This is a genomic window from Paraburkholderia pallida, from assembly GCF_004524855.1.
Taxonomy (GTDB): domain Bacteria; phylum Pseudomonadota; class Gammaproteobacteria; order Burkholderiales; family Burkholderiaceae; genus Paraburkholderia; species Paraburkholderia oxyphila.
Genome location: NZ_CP038148.1, coordinates 2,486,693 through 2,506,278, shown reverse-complemented (window position 1 = coordinate 2,506,278; position 19,586 = coordinate 2,486,693). Strand labels below are relative to the sequence as shown.

Here is a 19,586-nt window from a genome sequence, read left to right as displayed (position 1 = left end):
CTTCCAATGGGCGGCCTGCGTTCGAGCCCACTTGCGCAATCGTGAATTTTTTTCACACTTAGGGGCTTGTATGACTAACACCGTTGCCAAGGATCAGGCGTATGTAGTGCCTTTCGAGCAGTTGCGGATGACCGATGTCGAGATCGTGGGCGGCAAGAACGCCTCGCTCGGCGAAATGATCAGCCAGTTGGCTGAAGCAGGCGTGCGTGTGCCCACGGGCTTCGCGACGACCGCGCTCGCCTTCCGCGACTTCCTGAAACATAACAACCTGACCGAGCGGATCGCCGCGCGTCTGGAGACGCTCGACGTCGACGACGTCAAGGCGCTGGCCGAAGCGGGCAAGGAAATCCGTCAATGGATCGTCGATGCGCCGCTGCAGCCGCAGCTGGAAGCGGACATCCGCGCGGGTTTCGAGACGCTGAAGGCAAGCTCGCCTTCGGAGCTGTCGTTCGCCGTGCGTTCCTCGGCGACGGCGGAAGATCTCCCCGACGCTTCGTTCGCCGGTCAGCAGGAAAGCTACCTGAACGTGGTCGGCATCGAAGACGTGCTCGATCGTCTCAAGCACGTGTTCGCGTCGCTCTACAACGACCGCGCCATTTCCTATCGTGTCCACAAGGGCTTCACCCACGCCGAAGTCGCGCTGTCGGCGGGCGTGCAGCGCATGGTCCGTTCGGACCGCGGCGCCGCAGGCGTGATGTTCACGCTGGATACGGAATCGGGCTTCAAGGACGCTGTCTTCATCACGTCGAGCTACGGCCTCGGTGAGACCGTCGTGCAGGGCGCCGTGAATCCGGACGAGTTCTACGTCTTCAAGACCACGCTCGCGCAGGGCAAGGCACCGATCATCCGCCGCTCGATCGGCTCGAAGCTCATCAAGATGGAATTCACGCAGCCGGGCGAGCCGGGCCGCGTGAAGACGGTCGACGTTTCGCATGAGCAGCGCAACCGCTTCTCGATCACCGACGAAGACGTGATCGAGCTCGCGAAGTACGCCGTCATCATCGAGCAGCACTACCAGCGTCCGATGGACATCGAGTGGGGCAAGGACGGCCTCGACGGCAAGATCTTCATTCTCCAGGCGCGTCCGGAGACGGTGAAGAGCCAGGCCGCGGGCAAGGCCGAGCAGCGCTTCAAGCTCAAGGGCCAGTCGCAGGTGCTCGCAACGGGCCGCGCGATCGGCCAGAAGATCGGTGCGGGCCGCGTGAAGGTGATTCACGATCCGTCCGAAATGGAACGCGTGCAGCCGGGCGACGTGCTCGTCGCCGACATGACCGACCCGAACTGGGAGCCGGTGATGAAGCGCGCTGCGGCCATCGTCACGAACCGTGGCGGCCGTACCTGCCACGCGGCGATCATCGCGCGTGAGCTGGGCGTGCCGGCGGTCGTGGGCTGCGGCGACGCCACCGACATGCTCAAGGACGGCGCGCTCGTGACCGTGTCGTGCGCGGAAGGCGACGAAGGCCGCATCTATGACGGTCTGCTCGAAACCGAAGTCAGCGAAGTCCAGCGTGGCGAGCTGCCGGCGATTCCGGTCAAGATCATGATGAACGTCGGCAACCCGCAGCTCGCGTTCGACTTCTCGCAGCTGCCGAACGCCGGCGTGGGCCTCGCGCGTCTCGAGTTCATCATCAACAACAACATCGGCGTGCACCCGAAGGCGATCCTCGAGTACCCGAACGTCGATGCGGACCTGAAGAAGGCGGTCGAGAGCGTGGCGCGCGGCCATGCGTCGCCGCGTGCGTTCTACGTCGACAAGCTCACGGAAGGCATCGCCACGATCGCAGCGGCGTTCTATCCGAAGCCCGTCATCGTGCGTATGTCGGACTTCAAGTCGAACGAGTACAAGAAGCTGATCGGCGGCTCGCGCTACGAGCCGGACGAGGAAAACCCGATGCTGGGCTTCCGCGGCGCCTCGCGCTACATCGCCGACGACTTCGCCCAGGCGTTCGAGATGGAGTGCCTCGCGCTCAAGCGCGTGCGTGAAGAGATGGGCCTGTCGAACGTCGAGATCATGGTGCCGTTCGTGCGCACGCTCAAGCAGGCGGAGCGCGTGGTTGGCCTGCTCGCGAAGTACGGCCTGAAGCGCGGCGAAAACGGCCTGCGCCTCATCATGATGTGCGAAGTGCCGACCAACGCGATTCTCGCCGAAGAGTTCCTGCAGTACTTCGACGGCTTCTCGATCGGCTCGAACGACCTCACGCAGCTCACGCTCGGGCTCGACCGGGATTCGGGCATGGAACTGCTGGCCGCCGATTTCGACGAACGCGACCCGGCCGTCAAGTTCCTGCTCAAGCGCGCGATCGAAACCTGCCGCCGCCTGAACAAGTACGTCGGCATTTGCGGCCAGGGCCCGTCCGATCATCCGGACTTCGCCCAGTGGCTGGCCGATGAGGGCATCGCGTCGATCTCGCTGAACCCCGACACGGTCGTCGACACGTGGCAGGCGCTCGCCAAGGCACAGGCGAAGTCATGAGCGTCCGTTGATGCCACACTGAGCGCCACATGCGCTCGCCGCGCGCGAAAGTTGAGGGGGCTTACACCTCGCCTTCGCACGCTGCGGAAAACAGTGTCAGCTTCGTGCTATAACACCCCGGTCAAGCCGGGGTGTTTTACTTTGGGAGGTCGACGTGGGTCCGCATGGTGTGTTCTGGTGGATCGGCGCGGGCGTGCTGATCGTGGCCGAGCTGATGACCGGCACGTTCTATCTGCTGATGATCGCGCTCGGGTTTCTCGCGGGCGTGCTCGCGTATGAGCTGGGGGCGCCGCTCGACTTGCAACTCGTGGCGGCGGCGCTGGTGGCGCTGGTGGCCGTGATCGTGCTGCGGCGCTCGCGGTTCGGGCGGCGCCGGCGCATGGTCGACGCGTCGACCGATCCGGGCGTGAATCTCGATATCGGTTCGACGCTCTCGGTGGCCGCATGGCGCGATGGGCGCGCACGCACGATGTACCGGGGCGCCGAATGGGACGTCGAGCTCGCGCCCGGCGAGCCCGAAGACGCCCATCTCTACGAAATCAAGGCGGTGCGCGGCAGTTGCCTCGTCGTCGCGGCGAAGCGCGCCGGCGGCGCGGCGGCGGGTGCGCACGGGGCGCACGAAGGCACGCGCCAGGCCTGACGAGGCCGGCGGTGGCCGCCTGGCCGGGCCATGCCGGCATGCGCCGGAGCAATGAAACCGAAGTCAAATCGAAGCGAAGGGGGGAAGCGTATGCAAGTGCCAATCGTCGGGTTGATCCTGCTCGTGATCGTCATCGTGCTGGTGTCGAAGACCGTCAAGATCGTGCCGCAGCAGCATGCCTGGGTGCTCGAGCGGCTGGGCCGCTATCACGCTACGCTCACGCCAGGCCTCACGATCGTGCTGCCGTTCATCGACCGCGTGGCCTACAAGCATGTGCTCAAGGAAATCCCGCTCGACGTGCCGAGCCAGATCTGTATCACGCGCGACAACACGCAGCTCCAGGTGGACGGCGTGCTGTACTTCCAGGTGACGGACCCGATGAAGGCGTCGTACGGCTCGAGCAACTTCGTGTTCGCCATCACGCAGCTCTCGCAGACCACGCTGCGCTCGGTGATCGGCAAGCTCGAGCTCGACAAGACCTTCGAGGAGCGCGATTTCATCAATCACAGCGTCGTTTCGGCGCTCGACGAAGCCGCCTCCAACTGGGGCGTGAAGGTGCTGCGCTACGAGATCAAGGACCTCACGCCGCCGAAGGAAATCCTGCACGCCATGCAGGCGCAGATCACGGCGGAACGGGAGAAGCGCGCACTGATCGCCGCCTCGGAAGGGCGCAAGCAGGAGCAGATCAACCTCGCGGCCGGCGCGCGGGAGGCGGCGATCCAGAAGTCGGAGGGCGAGCGGCAGGCGGCCATCAATCAGGCGCAAGGCCAGGCGGCGGCCATTCTGGCGGTGGCTGAGGCAAACGCGCAGGCGATCCAGAAGATCGGCAACTCGATCCAGGCCCAGGGCGGCATGGATGCCGTCAACCTCAAGGTGGCCGAACAGTACGTCACCGCGTTCGGCAACCTCGCGAAGCAGGGCAACACGCTGATCGTGCCCGGCAACATGAGCGACCTGAGCTCGATGATCGCCTCGGCGCTCACCATCGTGAACCGCACGGGCATGAAGGAGACGCAGCTGAGCCGGGATACGGCAAAGGGCGCTTGATCGGGGCGCGGGGCGGCAACTGTCACAAAAAAGGGCGGCTCGGGCCGCCCTTTGTCATTTTTGCCAACGGTTCTTGCGCCAGAAGCGCGCGGATCGAAGACCCGACGGATCGATCTGATGCGCTCAGGTCGGCGTGCGCATCAGGCGCGCCTTTTCGCGCTGCCAGTCGCGCTGCTTCTCGGTTTCGCGCTTGTCGTGCAGCTTCTTGCCCTTGGCGAGGCCGATCTCGCACTTCACGCGGCCGCCCTTGTAGTGGAAGTTCAGCGGCACGAGCGTGAAGCCGCGCTGCTCGACCTTGCCGATCAGCTTGTCGATTTCCTCGCGGTGCAGCAGCAGCTTGCGCGTGCGCGTGGGGTCGGGGTGGATGTGCGTCGAGGCTTCGGGCAGCGGGCTGATGTGCGTGCCGATCAGGTAGAGCTCGCCATCCTTGATGATGACGTACGCTTCCTTGATGTTGGCCCGCCCGGCGCGCATAGCCTTGACCTCCCATCCTTCGAGCACGAGCCCCGCCTCGTGGCGCTCTTCGATGAAGTAATCGAAGAAGGCTTTTCTGTTGTCGATGATGCTCATAGGAAAATGGGAAACGCCCAACTCGTTTAAAATTACGATTTTAGCAAAGCGGGCAGCCAAAAGCCCGTGGCGCCTTCACCCTTGCCTCGCATTGCGCAATTTATGGCGGATGTCCAGAAAACCGTGTTGATTCGCCATTCGGCGGAGCAGATGTTCGACCTCGTCACCGATGTCGACGATTATCCCAACTTCCTGCCGTGGTGCGGCGGCGTCGAGGTTCGCCGCAAGGACGAGGACGGAATGGAGGCGAAAATCGATATCAATTTCAAGGGCATCAAGCAGCACTTCGCCACGCGCAACCGGCACAAGCGGCCCGAGCGCATCGATATGGAGTTCGCCGACGGCCCTTTCAAGAAGTTCACGGGCGCCTGGCGCTTCACGCCGCTGCGCGCGGACGCCTGCAAGATCGAATTCTCGCTGCACTACGAGTTTTCAAACATCATTCTCGAGAAGATCATCGGCCCGGTGTTCCACCACATCGCGAACACGTTCGTCGACACCTTCGTGAAGCGCGCCGACCAGCGTTACGGCAAGAACAAGCCATGAGCCAGAAACTGTCCATCGACGTTTGCTACGCGCTGCCTGACGCGCAGACCCTTATCGGCGTGGAACTGGCGCCGGGCGCGACGCTCGGGCAGGCCATCGAGGCGAGCGGCATCCTCGCGCGCCATCCCGAAATCGATCTGACGAAACTGAAGGTGGGCATCTACGGCAAGCTCAAGCCGCTCGACGCCGTGCTCGCCGATCACGACCGCGTGGAGATATACCGCCCGCTCGTGGTCGATCCCAAGCTTGCGCGCCAGCGCCGCGTCGACAAAACCCGCAAGGAAGGCTCGATCGAGGGCCGCAAGTGGCAGAACAAGGATTCGCGCTGAGCCGGCGCTGAGGCGGCATTGACGGCCGCGTGAATCCGCGTTGATGGCCGTTCCGTTCGATGGGGCGCGTCGCGCCCCTCGGTTCCCGCCCAAGCGCTCTCAGTTCGCCGCGCGGTGGCGTTCCGTGCCGTTCTTGCCTGAGGCATCCGCCTTGCCGACACCCGCAATACCGGGCAAATCGCCATCTGGCACGATGCCGTCGCCGTGCGCGGTGTCTTCCGGGCCGCCCGAATGCTGGCGGACCGACCAGCTCACGCCCGCCACCAGCAGCACGATTGCCGCGACTTCCAGCATGCGCGGCAGGCGATGGTCGTAGATGAAGCCATAGAGCAGGGCGAACAGCGTCTCGAAGACGATCATCTGGCCAGAGAGCGTGAGCGGAAGGCGCTTTGAAGCCGCATTCCAGAGGCCGTTGCCAAGCCACGACGCGCCAATGGCCAGCACGAGGTTCAATTGCCAGAACGCGGTCCAGCGCGCGCCGCTCACGCTTTCCTGCACCGTTCCGGCAGGCATGGCGAGCACCGCGAGCCAGAGCAGGCCGCCGAGCGCACCCGTGACGACGCCCCACAGCACCGACCACTCGTTGCCGCCGAAATGCGCGTTGCGCTGCAGGTAGCGCGCATTTTCGACGGCGTACCACGTCCAGCAGGCAAGCGCCCCGACGGCGCAGCCAAGACCGGCAATCTTCGTGAGCGTGCTTGCGTGGTTGCCGGCTCCGGCCGTGAAGACGTCGACATTGATGCACACGATGCCGGCGGCGATCATGGCGAGCGGCCAGACCAGCTTCGAGAGCGCCACGGCGCCGTGGTCGCTGCGTCCGAGCAGCGTGACCGTGACCGGCAGGACGCCGACGATCAGCGAGGCGGGCGCGATGCCCACGAGATGGATCGCGCTCGCGAGAAAGAGGTAGTAGAGGAGGTTGCCCACCAGAGCGAGCTTCACGAGCGCGATGAGGTCGGCGCGCGTGAGACGCGGCCAGACGCGCCGCAGCATGGGCAGGAGCGCGGCGAACGAGACGAGGCCGTACATCACGTAGCGCCCGGCACTGAGGAGCAGCGGCGAGAATTCCGGTAACTGGCGGGGCACCAGGAACACGGTTCCCCATAACGCACCGGCGAGCACGCCGTACAACACACCACGCTGCATTTGCCTTGCCTCCGAAATTTCGACCTGGCCGTTCTGGCCGCACAGGATGGGAGGCAGCTTAACCGCGCGCTGCACGCGCGTCTTGTTCAATCCTGCACGGGACGATTCGCGGTGCCCGGCAGGCGGCCAGAAAATCGGGTCTGACACGCCGTTCCGATGCCGCCGCACACCCCATCCCGAACCTCAAAAAATCCCGAAATCGGCGCTAAGCTACTGTACGCACTGATGATTTCCAGGGCGCTATCCCGTATAATCTGCTTTTGCGCCTATAGGATTTGCCATGCGTCTGATCCAGAAAGCACTCACGTTCGATGACGTGCTCCTCGTCCCCGCCTTTTCCGACGTTCTCCCGCGCGACACCAGCCTGAAGACCCGGTTGACCCGCAATATCTCCCTGAACATTCCGCTCGTTTCGGCCGCGATGGACACCGTCACGGAAGGCCGTCTCGCCATCGCGATGGCGCAGCAGGGTGGCGTCGGCATCATCCACAAGAATCTCACGCCGGCCGAGCAGGCGCGCGAAGTGGCGAAGGTGAAGCGTTTCGAGTCGGGCGTGGTGCGCGATCCGATTACGATTCCGCCGCAGATGAAGGTCGCGGACGTGATCGCGCTTTCGCAGCAGCATGGCATCTCGGGCTTCCCGGTCGTGGAAGGCGCACAGCTCGTCGGTATCGTCACGAACCGCGACCTGCGCTTCGAAACGCGTCTGGACGAGCCGGTGCGCTCGATCATGACGCCGCGCGAGCGCCTCGTCACCGTCAAGGAAGGCACGCCGCTCACCGAAGCCAAGGCGCTCATGCACAGCCACCGCCTCGAGCGCGTGCTGGTCGTGAACGACGCGTTCGAGCTGCGCGGCCTCATGACCGTCAAGGACATCACCAAGCAGACCGAACACCCGGCCGCCTGTAAGGACGAGCACGGCAAGCTGCGCGCGGGCGCGGCCGTCGGCGTCGGTCCGGACAACGAAGAGCGCGTCGAGTTGCTGGTGCAGGCCGGCGTGGACGTGATCGTGGTCGACACGGCGCACGGCCACAGCCAGGGCGTGCTCGAGCGCGTCCAGTGGGTCAAGAAGAACTTCCCGCACGTCGAAGTGATCGGCGGCAACATCGCGACGGCCGCCGCCGCGCGCGCGCTCGTCGAATACGGCGCAGACGGCGTGAAGGTCGGCATCGGCCCGGGCTCGATCTGCACGACGCGTATCGTGGCGGGTGTGGGCGTGCCGCAGATCACGGCGGTCTCGAACGTGGCTGAGGCGCTCAAGGGCACGGGCGTTCCGCTGATCTCCGACGGCGGCGTGCGCTACTCGGGCGACGTCTCCAAGGCGCTGGCCGCGGGCGCGAACGCCGTGATGATGGGCAGCATGTTCGCAGGCACGGAAGAATCGCCGGGCGACGTGTTCCTGTTTCAGGGCCGCCAGTACAAGTCGTACCGTGGCATGGGCTCGGTCGGCGCGATGAAGGACGGCGCCGCGGACCGCTACTTCCAGGACAACTCGGCCAACATCGACAAGCTGGTGCCGGAAGGCATCGAAGGCCGCGTCTCCTACAAGGGTTCGGTCAACGCGATCCTGTTCCAGCTGATCGGCGGCGTGCGTGCCTCGATGGGTTACTGCGGCTGCCGCACGATCGACGAGATGCACGACAAGGCGGAATTCGTCCAGATCACGGGTGCCGGCCTGAACGAGTCGCACGTTCACGACGTGCAGATCACGAAGGAAGCGCCCAACTACCACGTGGACTAAACCGCGATGAAGCCGCTGCTGCGCATAGTGCTGTTTGTCGATGCGTTGATGTTGCTGGGTTTCGGCGTGCTGTTCCTGCTCACGCCCTGGAGCTCGCTCTACAACGCGTTGCAACTGGTGCAGCCGCAGCCGGCGCTCATCGGACAGGCGTTCGGCGTGGTGCTGCTCGGTTTTGCCTGGATCGCGGTGCGCGCGACGATCGACGGTAGCCTGACCGCCATGGTTGGGCGCACCATGGGGCACGTCAACTGGATTGCCGGCGTGCTGATGTTGGTCTGGCTGATCGGCCTGCATACGCCGCGGCTCACGGGTTTCGGCCAGTTGGTGGCTGGCGCGGTGGGCGCGTGGCTCATCATCGTCGGGCTGGGCGGTACACGGCTCGCCGGCGCGGTGAAGCGGCGCGAGAAGGCGCAGGCGGCCGAGGCCGCCGCGCAGGAGCGCGAAGCGCGCACGGTGGCCAAGTCGAAGCGTGAAGAGCCGGTGGTGTACGCCAAGCCGGTATTTGCTGGCGGACCTGTCGAGGCGGGCGCGCCGCTCGCCGAGCCCGTGGTGCGGCCACCGGCCGTGACGCCGGCCCCGATGCAGCCTGTGGTGACGCCGAGTGCGCCGCGCACGACTGCGCAAGCGGAAGATGCGCGCCTTGCAGCGCGAGACGAAGCGGCCGACGCGCCGCGGCCACCGTTGCGTGGCTGATCGCGCGAGTCGCCCCGGCACAGGCAACGTCAGCCGCAATGCGCCCGGACTTCGCAGTTTGTTTCGCTGTTGGGTGCCCGTGCCGCTAGGCGCCACAGTTCCGATGAATTCACGCCGCGTGCCAGATTTACCCGGCGCGCGGCTTTCTGTATCCGTTCTTTTTTAGGTCTCGTCCGCTGCCATGCACGACAAAATCCTGATTCTCGACTTCGGTTCGCAAGTCACCCAACTGATCGCGCGCCGCGTGCGCGAAGCCAACGTCTACTCGGAAATCCATCCGTACGACGTCGACGACGCATTCATCCGCGAGTTCGCGCCGAAGGGCGTCATCCTCTCGGGCGGCCCGAACTCCGTCACCGAAACCGACACCCCGCGCGCTCCGCAAGCCGTGTTCGAACTCGGCGTGCCGGTGCTCGGCATTTGCTACGGTATGCAGACGATGGCCGAGCAGCTCGGCGGCAAGGTGGACGGTGGCCACCTGCGCGAATTCGGCTATGCCGAAGTGCGCGCGCGCAACCACACGAGCTTCCTCGAAGGCATCGAAGATTTCCGCACGGGCGAAGGCCACGGCATGCTCAAGGTCTGGATGAGCCACGGCGACAAGGTCACCGACATGCCGCCGGGCTTCAAGCTGATGGCATCGACGGAGTCGTGCCCGATCGCGGCGATGGCCGACGAGGCGCGTCACTTCTACGGCCTGCAATGGCACCCGGAAGTCACGCACACGGTGCAGGGCCGCGCGATGCTCGAGCGCTTCGTGCTGGGTATCTGCGGTGCGAAGGCCGACTGGGAAATGGGCCACTACATCGACGAAGCCGTCGAAGCGATTCGCAAGCAGGTCGGCAACGAGCACGTCATTCTCGGCCTCTCGGGCGGCGTGGATTCGTCGGTGGCGGCGGCGCTGCTGCACCGTGCGATTGGCGACCAGCTGACTTGCGTGTTCGTCGATCACGGCCTCCTGCGCCTGAACGAAGCCGAGCAGGTGATGTCGATGTTCGCGGACAACCTCGGCGTGAAAGTGGTTCACGTCGATGCGAGCGAAGCGTTCATGTCGAAGCTGGCGGGCGTGACTGATCCTGAGGCGAAGCGCAAGATCATCGGCGCGGAGTTCGTCGAGGTGTTCCAGACCGAAGCGGGCAAGCTCACGGACGCGAAGTGGCTCGCACAGGGCACGATTTATCCGGACGTGATCGAGTCGGCGGGCAAGGGCAAGAAGGGCGCGCACACGATCAAGAGCCACCACAACGTGGGTGGTCTGCCGGAGACGCTCAATCTCAAGCTGCTCGAGCCGCTGCGCGAGCTGTTCAAGGACGAAGTGCGTGAACTGGGCGTGAAGCTGGGTCTGCCGCACGAGATGGTGTATCGCCATCCGTTCCCGGGGCCGGGTCTTGGTGTGCGGATTCTGGGTGAGGTGAAGCGCGAGTTCGCGGATTTGCTGCGTCGTGCCGATGCGATTTTTATCGAGACGTTGCGCAATACCATCGATAAGGAAACCGGCAAGTCGTGGTATGAGCTGACGAGCCAGGCGTTTGCGGTGTTTTTGCCCGTGAAGAGCGTGGGCGTGATGGGGGATGGCCGCACGTATGAGTATGTGGTTGCGCTGCGCGCGGTTCAGACGCTCGACTTCATGACCGCGCATTGGGCACATCTGCCGCATGAGCTGCTTGGGCATGTGTCGAATCGCATTATCAATGAGGTGCGTGGGATCAATCGGGTGGTGTACGACATTTCGGGGAAGCCGCCGGCGACAATCGAGTGGGAGTAAGCGGTAAAAAATCCTCTTTTAAATCAATTGGTTGTGTCGACTGGTAAATAATCGGTGCTCGGTTATATATTGCCGGAGTCGATTTCTAACCTGTTGAAATATATGGGGATTTTTTCATTCAATCTGTTCCTGCCGAGTCGCAGCGGGCCTGATTTCACGGTATTTCTGACGGTATACGGGGGGGCTGTGCGCAGAGCCCTTCCTGATACCGTCAGCGGCGTTGACGGTATCCCTGCGCCTTTCTTTTGAAATGGCAGGTGGGTCGAGGTAATGCCCGGCATGGCCTGCATCAGGTCCTGACGGGGCGTTGCTTGCGTCGCCGCCCATCCGGTCCAGACATACGCGGACGGGGGGCGCGCGAAGCCTGCTTGTGACTGTCGTGTCAGTTTTCAACGTCTTCCGGATGTTCGGCGATGCAAGCTTTGCCGGCGCATGGCTGACCTACGGCAGCGGCCATCTGCTAGCCCTGCAACTGGATGACCGTGAGTTGATCGGCTACGAGCGCGACGATCTGTACCGCGAGGTGGTGCGGAGCTTCGGGTCCATTCAGCGCAACGCGCGGAAGGTGTGGACGAAGCTCCGCTAACGCTTAAGGCACCGGGAGCGGCGCCAGCCCTCGCTCATTACGAACGTTACGCCAGTAAAGCCAGACGCTAATGGCCAACGTCACCATCTCGGTGATCAGCAACGTGTACCAGATGGCTGCGCCACCGAGCCACGCATTGAGCAACCACAGCGTGCCGAGCAGTAGCACCCAGCTACGCAACATCGCGATGGCGGCGGACGGGCCTGGGGCCTCTACGGCCGTCAGAAAGCCCGCCACGATCAAATTGCCGGCTGCAGGCAGGAATGCGAGTGCGCACCAGAGCACCGCATGCTCGAGAATCGACCATGCTTCACCGCCCGCCGGCAGAAACGCGAACGTCAGCGGCCGCGCCAACGTCGCCATCGCAACGGCCACCAGCATCGAGAACCCCATCACGGCCATCACGCCAAGCCGGAACGACTCGCGCAGCGCACGTAAATCGCGGGCGCCACGATAGAAACTGATCATCGGTTGCATGCTTTGCACGAGCGCGACGATCGTGACCGTCGCGCCGAGCGTCATGTACTCCAGAATCGCGTACGCCGCGAGGCCCGGTTCGCCGAAATTTGCCAGAATCACGCGGTTAAAGGCGAGCACCGTGACCGCAGGCGCAATGGCGCCGAGAAATTCCGACGCACCGTTGTACATCGCGCGCCAGACATGCAACGAGCCGCCACCGAACGCACGGGACGCAGGCACGACCTTGTGCGCGAGCCAGACGTGATAGGCCAGCATGGCGCTGCTCGAGACCATCATCGAGATGCCGGTGGCGAGTGATGCCCCGTACATCCCCATACCGCGCACCACGATAAGCCAGTAGTCCAGTGCCACGTTGGCAAGCGCGCCAAGAAACATCGCATACAACCCAAAGCGCGCGGCGTGCGCCCCTTCCACGCGCAGAAACAACTCCATTGCGTAGAGACCGTTGGCGAACACGATGAACCAGGCCCAGCCCGACAGATAGGCCACGACATCGTTAGTGATGGCCCCTCGCGCGCCCAGCGCGGCCGCGATCTCGTGCTTGAACACCAGCACGCCGGCGCTCATCGCGATACCGGAGGCGAGCATCACCCACAGCACCTGAGAGAAGGCGCGACGCGCCTCGGCATCACGCTGCTCGCCTAGCAGACGGGCGATCAACGTGGCACCGCCCACGCCCACCATCACACTGACTGCATAAGGGATGTAGAGCAGCGGCACGACCAGATTCAGCGCGGCCAACGCTTGTTGGCCGACGTAACGGCCGATGAAAATCCCGTCGATCAACGTGTAGATCGTGTAGACCCAGCCCGACAGGATCGTCGGAATCGCGAGCGACGTGAATTGCTTGAGCAGGGACGTCCTCGCGCCCTGCGGAGTATTGCAGTGATTGGATAGAGACATGGTCCCCCCGATGAATAATTGCCGCGTCGTGTCGGGACGCAGCTCACCGTGGCTTGCATATCGAAATTCTTTGAAAACTTCGAAGGAAAAAAGAGGTCGCCGCCCACGCGCAAGCGATGGCGTGAGCGCTCCGCCCGAGACGACCGCGCGGATAGACAGGCGTGCGTTAGCGAGCCAGAGAGACTGACCGCGAAGCGGACGGCGGAAACATCGCCTGGTGCAGATGCAGCCAGACAACGCCTTGCCGGGAAGCAGAGAAAAGGAGGAAGTTCATGGTGTCTCGTGCATGACGCGCTTGCCAGGGGCATCGCGCCAGTCGTTTGACGTCATGGGAGGGTTGGGCGGGATGCCGCCGCTGCGCCAAAACATCACGCCCGGATTGCCAGGCGCTTAATACAGACCTGCGTACTTGGGGAGAAGTTCCCAAGTGCTTGTTTTCCATGGGATCGTCGCACCAGCCGACGATCGATGGGCAGCGCATGGTTTATTCTTGTCGAGAAAAGATCACTGTGAGTGATCTTTTTTGCCAAAAGATAAACCTTCAGATCCTGGCAGGAGTTTATAAAAGATGCATCAAGGCCAAGCGTGTGTTCCTCGCGCTGGCCGAGCGTCATCGGCTGCGTGACTGCCGCACGTGCCACTGGATGGTGTCGATCTGGGCCGGGGAAAGCGCTTGCCGGTGCCAGCATCGAGGAGCTATACCGAATATTCATCGAGGGCCAAACGCCCGACTAGGACAATGGCCGGCCTCACTCCCTACTCGAGCCATCCGAACAGGGCGAGATTTTCGTAGGTGAACATCCGGCTTCGAGACGCCGCTGCGAGGGGCCTGTTTGCGCTGCTCAATCCACGCTTCCACTTCGACCAGGTCCCATACGATGCAGCGCGGCGTCAGGTTGAAGCGACGCGGGAATTCGCCGCGTCGCTCCATTTCGTAGATCGTTGTTTCGGCCAAGGGCACGATTTGATGCAGTTCCTGCCGGCGAATGGTACGGCGAAAGGGCAGAACGCTGCGCTTTGAAAATTGCGCGAGTTCGTCGTAGGCGTTTGATCCGGGTAGGGGAGTAGATATGGGCCGTGGGGATTCCAGGGCTCTACTGTCTTCGCTGATTTTATGTAACGGGTTATTCTCCATGTCGCACTCCATGAGTGTTTATGCTGTCAGGCTTGCTGCTACCCGAAGTAATGGTGGCTTTCATTGACCATCACGGAAACTCACTAGGGCGTAGAGCAGTGTATTGAAGAAAGGGTAGCCTATGTGCCTCGCCATCGTCTTCGCAAGTGGCGAACCAGTGAGCAAGCATTCGAAAATCCGCAGAGCGGTCACTGCGCCCGCTGCGGCGCTCGTTCAGGGTGCTGATGGCCCCAAGCAACTGAGGAATCGCTGACCGGGCACGTCCTCTGAGAAGCTCAGCCTGTGGTGGTTCGTTGCCGGTCTGAAGGAACCATCCGCGAAGACCTTTCCACCTGTCCCGCCATGACCTCCAGCGAAGCGGGCCCGCCTCGGCACGGCCTTCTTCGGTGGGCGCTGCGTCGAACGCCTCTCGCTGTGCGACTCGCCAGAGCAGGTCGTTCATCGCTGGCTCAAGCTCCGTCACGGCCTTGCCGATCGAGTCCGAGCGCCGAACGAAATCACCAATGAAGCGTTCGATATATTCGATAAAACTCTTCTTGTAACGGATGACTGTAGACATCTCGGCGTGTCGCAGTTCGATTCCGCGCGTCACGCTGGCCATGAAGCCTCGCGCGTTCTCCGCCAGGTCTTCGAAGCGTTGCATCAGGTCTCGCAGCAGCTCGTGTACCTTTGCGACGTCGGGTTCAGGAACCTTTGCGAGCAGCACCAATGCTTGCAAACTTGTCGCGATATCGTCCAGGGCAACGGTCTGAAGTTCAGCCTTGCGTTTCATTGCCTGGTGAAACATCTCCAGAGAAGCTTCCACCGCTTCTCCACCTTTGGATAGCCGATACAAGAGGCGCGTCCGATAGAACATGCTCAGGCTCGAAGCCCGACTCATGTCGGCCTGCGTTTCAAGATTTCCCCAGGTGGTTAGTTGGGTGAGAGCCTGATTCAAATCTTCCAGTGAAGGCGGGGGCGATCCCCATGTTCCTTCCTCCAGGACGTCGTCAGGCCGCAGCTGCAGCCGAAACTGACGCCGTGCCGAGGCGAAAACATCCAGGATCTGGCGGTACAGGATGCCCCGATCCGCACTCACGTGGCGAAACAGAAGCGCTTCTTCCTCTCGCATGTCCCCTCCCTGGGTCGGGCAACTCTGCTGACTCTAAATCACCGAGCGTAGCATTTAGTCAGTATGTTGCCATTGCCGTAGCGCACGCTATGAGTTAGCGAGGCATTCCGCTTCAAGTTGACAAGGCTCATCTGCGCAACCACGGTTTCCTGTGGGCCGGCCGCGATGGCTGGGTATTGTCACCGGCCTATGACCTCAATCCCACGCCAACCGATGTCAAGGCACGCATTTTGACGACCAACATCGATCTTGACGAGGGAACGTGTTCGGTCGGCCTCCTGGAAAATGCGGCGGCGTTTTTCGGCTTGTCGCTGAAACAGGCTCGGGCCACGATCCGGGAGGTAGCCGATGTGACCCAGACATGGCAGGCGGTTGCTCAGGTAGTTGGTTGCAGGCGCACAGAGATCGCCCGTATAGCAAGTGCCTTCGAGCACGACGATCTTGGGGAGCATTGAGGTTGTGACGGCATTTCAACCGTCTGGTTGACAATCGAGTGGCAGTAATCCCCGTTCGCTAGCATGCAGGCGAAATGAGAAAACCCGCGTTCGGCCTTATGCGCCGGCGCGGGTTTTGTTTCTGGCGCTAAAGGCAATGTGTGAGACGCCTAACGGAGCCGATCCATCTACGCCTCAGCCCCGCCCACCCACCCACCCCCTCAATGCTTGAGGCACGTATCCGCATTCTTCCACGTGCAGGTATCGAGCCCGGTATGAATCACCGGCTTCACCGACTTCCCTTCGGCCAGATCGCGCATCACCATCGCCGCCTGATAGCCCATTTCCTCCGGCCGCTGGCCAACGAGCACATTGACCTTGTGTTCCTTGAGCGCCTGCAGCTCCGGCCCTAGCGTATCGGCCGAGACAATCACGAATTTGCCGCTCTGGATCTTGTCCATGATCGGCGCGACGACCTGCGAATAGGCCTGTGGCGCAAAGAGCGGCCAGCCACCTTCGAGCACGAACGCGTCAAGACCCGTGGCGTTGGCAGTCAGCGTGTCCTGCATCATCTGATTGGCCTTCGCGGCGTCGTCGTTCACATAGAGCGGGCAGGCGCTGATCTCATGCCAGTTGTTCTCGCCGGCGAGCTTCGTGATGCCCTTCTTGCCGGAGAGCGCGTCGCGCGTGCCTTGAGCGCGCTGATTGATGTTCTCAGCCGCGGGGTTGCCCATCACCAGACAGATATTGCCGCCCTTGGGCATCAGCAGCTTCAATTGCTCACCGAGCTTGTAGCCCAGTTCGTAGTTGTCGGTGCCGACATAGGCCTTGCGCAGCGACTGGTCCTTCGGCAGCAGATCGGCATCCGCCGTGATGATCGGAATCTTCGTATTGCGGCGACGGATCACCTCGGCGATAGCCGGCGCGTTCGACGGCGAGATCGCGATGGCCGCGACGCCCTTGGTCAGCAGGTCGTCGACGATCTGCACTTCGGCGCTTTCGTCGGCAGCCGTAGCAGGGCCGGTGTAGTAGCAGGTGTAGCCTTCGTTCCTGAGATCCTTGTTCGCCCGATCGCATCCCTGGTGCATGAGATCGAAATAGGGGTTGTCGAGACCCTTCACGACCAGCGCGAGGGTCTTGTCGGCTGCGAAGGCGGAGGAGGCCAGCATGGCCAGTGCTCCGACCGCAGCAATGCACATCCACGTTTTCTTCATTGTTTCCTCCTGTTCTCAATCTCCTTGCCGCTCTCCGCCGAGCCGATTGAAAAGCACGGCGACGATGATGAATGCCCCTACGACGGTGCCCTGCCAGAACGAGTCCACGCCGAGCAGGATCAGGCTATTGCGGATCACTTCGATGAGCGCGGCGCCCACCACGGTGCCGAACGCGCTGCCGATGCCGCCCGCGAGATTGGTGCCGCCGATCACGGTCGCGGCGATCACGCGCAATTCGTCGCCGGTGCCGAGGCCCGTCGTCACGGCGCCGAGCCAGCCGACTTCGAGGATGGCCGCGACGCCCGCCATGAGGCCGCCGAGCACATAGACCGAGCAGATGATGCGCCGCACCGGCACTCCGGTGAGGTTCGCCGCATGGCGGTTGCCGCCGACGGCGAACACGTAGCGCCCCCAGCGCGTCCAGCGAAACGCGAACCAGAAGATCACGGCGAGGACAATCAGGAACCACACGGGATTGGCGATGCCGAGGGTCGCGCCGCCGCCGAGCGCGAGGAGCTTGCTGCCGTCGGGGCCGAAATCGAAGATCGTGCGGCTGCCGGAGATCACGAGCGCGAGGCTGCGTCCGACGCTCAACATGCCCAGCGTTACGACGAAGGGCTGCATATCGAGGTAAGCGATGAGCACGCCGTTCACGAGGCCGACGAGTCCGGCGGTCAATAGCCCCATGCCGATGCCGGCCCAGATCGGATAGCCGGCATTCATGACCACCGAGAGGACGATGCCGCTGATGCCGATCGTCGAGCCGACTGAGATATCGATGCCGCCCGTGACGATCACCGCCATCATGCCGAGCGCGACGATGGCGACGAAGGCGAAGTTGCGCGTCACATTGAAGAGGTTCAGCGAGGTCGCAAAACTCGTGGTCGCGAACGAGAGCGCGACGCAGCCGACGATCGTCGCCAGCACGACCCAGAACACCTGGCTCGCGCGTAGCCCGCTCCAGCGAGTGTGGGTCTTCTCGTCCTGTGGGTGATCGCGCAAGGTTGGCATTGGAGGGGGCCTTTGCGGCGCGTCGTTCAATTTCGGGTCTCCTGTGTCCCATGCTTTGCGCTCGGCCGGCGCGGGTGCAATGGCACGTACTGCGGGCTCATGGCGCGAGCCCATCCAACGCCGGGCCTGGCAGATTCAGGCCGCGGCGATGGCTCCGGTAATCAGGCCGGTGACCTCCTCGGGTGAAGAGGCTTCGGTGTTCTTGTCCGCCACTTTGCGCCCGCGCCGCATGACCACTACGCGATGAGCGACCGCGAACACGTCCGGCATGCGGTGGCTGATCAGAATGACGGCGATGCCATGCTCGGAGAGACGCTTGATGAGATCGAGCACCTCGGCGACCTGGCGCACGCTGATCGCGGCGGTGGGTTCGTCCATGAGGACGAGCCGCGCCTCGGCAAGCCGCGTGCGGGCGATCGCCACGGCCTGGCGCTGTCCTCCCGACATCTGCCGGACGAGATCGCGGGGGCGCGTCTCGGATTTCAGCGCCTTGAACAGCTCGCCGGCGCGCCGGTACATCGCTGCGTGGTCGAGGATCCGGAAGGGTCCGAAGCCGATCCGCGGCTCGCGGCCGAGGAAGACATTGGCGGCCGCGGTGAGGTTGTCGCAGAGGGCGAGGTCCTGGTAGACGACTTCGATGCCCTGAGCGCGGGCGTCGATAGGTCTGCTGAAATGCACCGGCTTGCCGTCGATGAGGATTTCGCCGTGTGTGGGCGGAAAGTTGCCGGCGATCACCTTCACCAGCGTCGACTTTCCGGCCCCGTTGTCGCCCATGAGCCCGACCACCTGGCCCGGTTCCAGGCTCAGCGTCACGTCGTTCAGCGCGTGAATCGCGCCGAAGTACCTGGAAACGCCTCTAAGCTCTAGAAGACTCATGGACTGTCGCGCTCGCTCGGGTGGAGCCGCCCATTGCTTCGGTCCTGACGGTCACTCTGGCCGACCGGCTAGCGACCGAAAGACGTACTAACTGCCTGCTTTCTAGTGCACGATGGGGCTTTTAGCAAGACTATTTCGGGCGTTTGGCTCGCCGGCGGCCAGCCGATGCCGCGTGGGCTCGCGCTGGTGGTGCCACGGCTTCCTTCCCGCTTTCCAGCCCCGCAAACGCAATCATCCCTCATACGGGCCATGCAAATGAGATAAAATTGCATGTCCGCACGGGATTATCCCCAGCGTCTCTGTCTCACGCTCCGCTCATTCCTGCAGCGGCATGGCGCTCGTGCCCTTGAGCTCATCGAGGCAAACGATCGAATGCACGCTGCTCACGCCGGGTGCGCGCATGAGCGTGTCGAGCAGGAATTCGGACAGCGCCTTGAGATCGCGCGCCACCACCTTCAGTACGTAGTCGATATCGCCGGTCACGGAATAGCACTCCTGCACCTGCGGCAGCTTCGCGACGAGCTCCTTGAACTTGACGAGCTCGCGCATGTGCCCGCGCTCCATCGTCACCTGAATGAAAGCGACCACGCCGAAGCCCAGCGCCTGGGCGTCGAGCCGCGTCTCGTAGCGCTTGATGATGCCCAGCTCCTCGAGCCGGCGATGGCGCCTCAGCGTCTGCGCCGGCGAGAGCTTGACGGCGGCGGCCAGTTCGAGATTCGAGGCGCGTCCGTGCTCCTGAAGCGCAGCGAGGAGCCGCATGTCGATAGGGTCTAGGGTGATGTTTTGCACTTTTCTTGCCCTGGATGTGGCTAATGCGAAATGAAATTGTACCAATCAGGGTTTGCCTGCGTATCAGATGAAATCATATTTTTCCGCTCCGCCTATA

19 protein-coding genes and 1 pseudogene are annotated in these 19,586 nt (G+C 63.1%); 11 read left to right on the top strand and 9 right to left on the bottom strand.

Annotated elements, in window-relative coordinates; genetic code table 11:
* Window positions 1-70: 70 nt before the first annotated feature.
* The 3 genes from ppsA (at window position 71) to E1956_RS11335 (ending at window position 4,160) form a co-directional block, all read left to right on the top strand.
* Window positions 71-2,473, top strand: coding sequence for a phosphoenolpyruvate synthase (gene ppsA, locus E1956_RS11345; RefSeq protein ID WP_134748908.1), 2,403 nt, complete (start codon window positions 71-73; stop codon window positions 2,471-2,473).
* 214 nt (window positions 2,474-2,687) lie between these two features.
* The gene (locus tag E1956_RS11340; protein WP_197732839.1) at window positions 2,688-3,113 is read left to right on the top strand and encodes an NfeD family protein; all 426 of its coding nucleotides are present in this window, start codon (window positions 2,688-2,690) and stop codon (window positions 3,111-3,113) included.
* Window positions 3,114-3,203: 90 nt separating this feature from the next.
* A complete protein-coding gene (locus E1956_RS11335; protein ID WP_134748904.1) occupies window positions 3,204-4,160 on the top strand; it encodes an SPFH domain-containing protein in 957 nt (318 codons plus the stop codon).
* A 123-nt stretch (window positions 4,161-4,283) separates the two neighbouring features.
* Here E1956_RS11335 and smpB read toward each other — a convergent pair whose 3' ends face one another.
* A complete protein-coding gene (gene smpB, locus E1956_RS11330; RefSeq protein ID WP_134748902.1) occupies window positions 4,284-4,730 on the bottom strand; it encodes an SsrA-binding protein SmpB in 447 nt (148 codons plus the stop codon).
* A gap of 102 nt (window positions 4,731-4,832) precedes the next feature.
* Here smpB and E1956_RS11325 point away from each other — a divergent pair, with 102 nt between their 5' ends.
* Complete coding sequence (locus tag E1956_RS11325; protein ID WP_028219509.1) at window positions 4,833-5,276, top strand: type II toxin-antitoxin system RatA family toxin; 444 nt, start codon at window positions 4,833-4,835, stop codon at window positions 5,274-5,276.
* Complete coding sequence (locus E1956_RS11320) at window positions 5,273-5,605, top strand: RnfH family protein (RefSeq protein ID WP_134748900.1); 333 nt, start codon at window positions 5,273-5,275, stop codon at window positions 5,603-5,605. Before E1956_RS11325 ends, E1956_RS11320 begins: the two co-directional genes overlap by 4 nt.
* 99 nt (window positions 5,606-5,704) lie before the next feature.
* Here E1956_RS11320 and E1956_RS11315 read toward each other — a convergent pair whose 3' ends face one another.
* Window positions 5,705-6,751: a DMT family transporter gene (locus E1956_RS11315; RefSeq protein ID WP_134750537.1), complete on the bottom strand. Its 1,047-nt coding sequence runs from the start codon at window positions 6,749-6,751 to the stop codon at window positions 5,705-5,707.
* A gap of 280 nt (window positions 6,752-7,031) precedes the next feature.
* Between E1956_RS11315 and guaB the strand changes: the two genes are divergently transcribed.
* From guaB to E1956_RS11295, 4 genes are all read left to right on the top strand, one after another.
* A complete protein-coding gene (guaB, locus tag E1956_RS11310; RefSeq protein WP_134748898.1) occupies window positions 7,032-8,492 on the top strand; it encodes an IMP dehydrogenase in 1,461 nt (486 codons plus the stop codon).
* Window positions 8,493-8,498: 6 nt separating this feature from the next.
* On the top strand, window positions 8,499-9,185 hold the full coding sequence (locus tag E1956_RS11305; protein WP_134748896.1) for a hypothetical protein: 687 nt from the start codon (window positions 8,499-8,501) through the stop codon (window positions 9,183-9,185).
* A gap of 181 nt (window positions 9,186-9,366) precedes the next feature.
* Window positions 9,367-10,950, top strand: coding sequence for a glutamine-hydrolyzing GMP synthase (guaA, locus tag E1956_RS11300; RefSeq protein ID WP_134748894.1), 1,584 nt, complete (start codon window positions 9,367-9,369; stop codon window positions 10,948-10,950).
* A 379-nt stretch (window positions 10,951-11,329) separates the two neighbouring features.
* Window positions 11,330-11,536 (top strand): hypothetical protein, encoded by a 207-nt coding sequence (locus E1956_RS11295; protein ID WP_134748892.1) that lies wholly within the window; start codon window positions 11,330-11,332, stop codon window positions 11,534-11,536.
* A 3-nt stretch (window positions 11,537-11,539) separates the two neighbouring features.
* Here the strand turns inward: E1956_RS11295 and E1956_RS11290 are convergent, their stop codons facing one another.
* Complete coding sequence (locus E1956_RS11290; protein ID WP_134748890.1) at window positions 11,540-12,919, bottom strand: MATE family efflux transporter; 1,380 nt, start codon at window positions 12,917-12,919, stop codon at window positions 11,540-11,542.
* A 566-nt stretch (window positions 12,920-13,485) separates the two neighbouring features.
* Between E1956_RS11290 and E1956_RS46815 the strand changes: the two are divergent.
* Window positions 13,486-13,712, top strand: a pseudogene (locus E1956_RS46815) (hypothetical protein); the annotation flags it as partial.
* Here E1956_RS46815 and E1956_RS11285 read toward each other — a convergent pair.
* Window positions 13,629-14,054, bottom strand: a complete 426-nt coding sequence (locus E1956_RS11285; protein ID WP_134748888.1) for a helix-turn-helix transcriptional regulator — start codon at window positions 14,052-14,054, stop codon at window positions 13,629-13,631. The pseudogene E1956_RS46815 and the gene E1956_RS11285 sit on opposite strands and share 84 nt — an antisense overlap.
* 70 nt (window positions 14,055-14,124) lie before the next feature.
* Window positions 14,125-15,165, bottom strand: coding sequence for a TIGR02677 family protein (locus E1956_RS11280; protein WP_232071114.1), 1,041 nt, complete (start codon window positions 15,163-15,165; stop codon window positions 14,125-14,127).
* A 104-nt stretch (window positions 15,166-15,269) separates the two neighbouring features.
* Here E1956_RS11280 and E1956_RS11275 point away from each other — a divergent pair, with 104 nt between their 5' ends.
* Window positions 15,270-15,620, top strand: coding sequence for a HipA domain-containing protein (locus E1956_RS11275; RefSeq protein WP_335929950.1), 351 nt, complete (start codon window positions 15,270-15,272; stop codon window positions 15,618-15,620).
* 200 nt (window positions 15,621-15,820) lie between these two features.
* On the opposite strand, the gene E1956_RS11270 is transcribed toward E1956_RS11275, so the two are convergent.
* The 4 genes from E1956_RS11270 to E1956_RS11255 all read right to left on the bottom strand — a co-directional run bounded on the left by E1956_RS11270 (window position 15,821) and on the right by E1956_RS11255 (window position 19,489).
* On the bottom strand, window positions 15,821-16,813 hold the full coding sequence (locus E1956_RS11270) for a sugar-binding protein (protein ID WP_167759998.1): 993 nt from the start codon (window positions 16,811-16,813) through the stop codon (window positions 15,821-15,823).
* 15 nt (window positions 16,814-16,828) lie between these two features.
* Entirely contained in the window at window positions 16,829-17,824 is a 996-nt protein-coding gene (locus tag E1956_RS11265; protein ID WP_134748884.1) for an ABC transporter permease, read from the bottom strand.
* Window positions 17,825-17,959: 135 nt separating this feature from the next.
* Window positions 17,960-18,700: an ATP-binding cassette domain-containing protein gene (locus tag E1956_RS11260; RefSeq protein ID WP_134748882.1), complete on the bottom strand. Its 741-nt coding sequence runs from the start codon at window positions 18,698-18,700 to the stop codon at window positions 17,960-17,962.
* Between the two features lie 315 nt (window positions 18,701-19,015).
* Entirely contained in the window at window positions 19,016-19,489 is a 474-nt protein-coding gene (locus E1956_RS11255) for an Lrp/AsnC family transcriptional regulator (RefSeq protein ID WP_134748880.1), read from the bottom strand.
* Between the last annotated feature and the right edge of the window lie 97 nt (window positions 19,490-19,586).

Coding starts and splice junctions, on each gene's coding strand:
- ppsA (WP_134748908.1), top strand. CDS start 71: ATGACTAACACCGTTGCCAAGGATCAGGCGTATGTAGTGCCTTTCGAG.
- E1956_RS11340 (WP_197732839.1), top strand. CDS start 2,688: ATGACCGGCACGTTCTATCTGCTGATGATCGCGCTCGGGTTTCTCGCG.
- E1956_RS11335 (WP_134748904.1), top strand. CDS start 3,204: ATGCAAGTGCCAATCGTCGGGTTGATCCTGCTCGTGATCGTCATCGTG.
- smpB (WP_134748902.1), bottom strand. CDS start 4,730: ATGAGCATCATCGACAACAGAAAAGCCTTCTTCGATTACTTCATCGAA.
- E1956_RS11325 (WP_028219509.1), top strand. CDS start 4,833: ATGGCGGATGTCCAGAAAACCGTGTTGATTCGCCATTCGGCGGAGCAG.
- E1956_RS11320 (WP_134748900.1), top strand. CDS start 5,273: ATGAGCCAGAAACTGTCCATCGACGTTTGCTACGCGCTGCCTGACGCG.
- E1956_RS11315 (WP_134750537.1), bottom strand. CDS start 6,751: ATGCAGCGTGGTGTGTTGTACGGCGTGCTCGCCGGTGCGTTATGGGGA.
- guaB (WP_134748898.1), top strand. CDS start 7,032: ATGCGTCTGATCCAGAAAGCACTCACGTTCGATGACGTGCTCCTCGTC.
- E1956_RS11305 (WP_134748896.1), top strand. CDS start 8,499: ATGAAGCCGCTGCTGCGCATAGTGCTGTTTGTCGATGCGTTGATGTTG.
- guaA (WP_134748894.1), top strand. CDS start 9,367: ATGCACGACAAAATCCTGATTCTCGACTTCGGTTCGCAAGTCACCCAA.
- E1956_RS11290 (WP_134748890.1), bottom strand. CDS start 12,919: ATGTCTCTATCCAATCACTGCAATACTCCGCAGGGCGCGAGGACGTCC.
- E1956_RS11285 (WP_134748888.1), bottom strand. CDS start 14,054: ATGGAGAATAACCCGTTACATAAAATCAGCGAAGACAGTAGAGCCCTG.
- E1956_RS11280 (WP_232071114.1), bottom strand. CDS start 15,165: ATGCGAGAGGAAGAAGCGCTTCTGTTTCGCCACGTGAGTGCGGATCGG.
- E1956_RS11270 (WP_167759998.1), bottom strand. CDS start 16,813: ATGAAGAAAACGTGGATGTGCATTGCTGCGGTCGGAGCACTGGCCATG.
- E1956_RS11265 (WP_134748884.1), bottom strand. CDS start 17,824: ATGCCAACCTTGCGCGATCACCCACAGGACGAGAAGACCCACACTCGC.
- E1956_RS11260 (WP_134748882.1), bottom strand. CDS start 18,700: ATGAGTCTTCTAGAGCTTAGAGGCGTTTCCAGGTACTTCGGCGCGATT.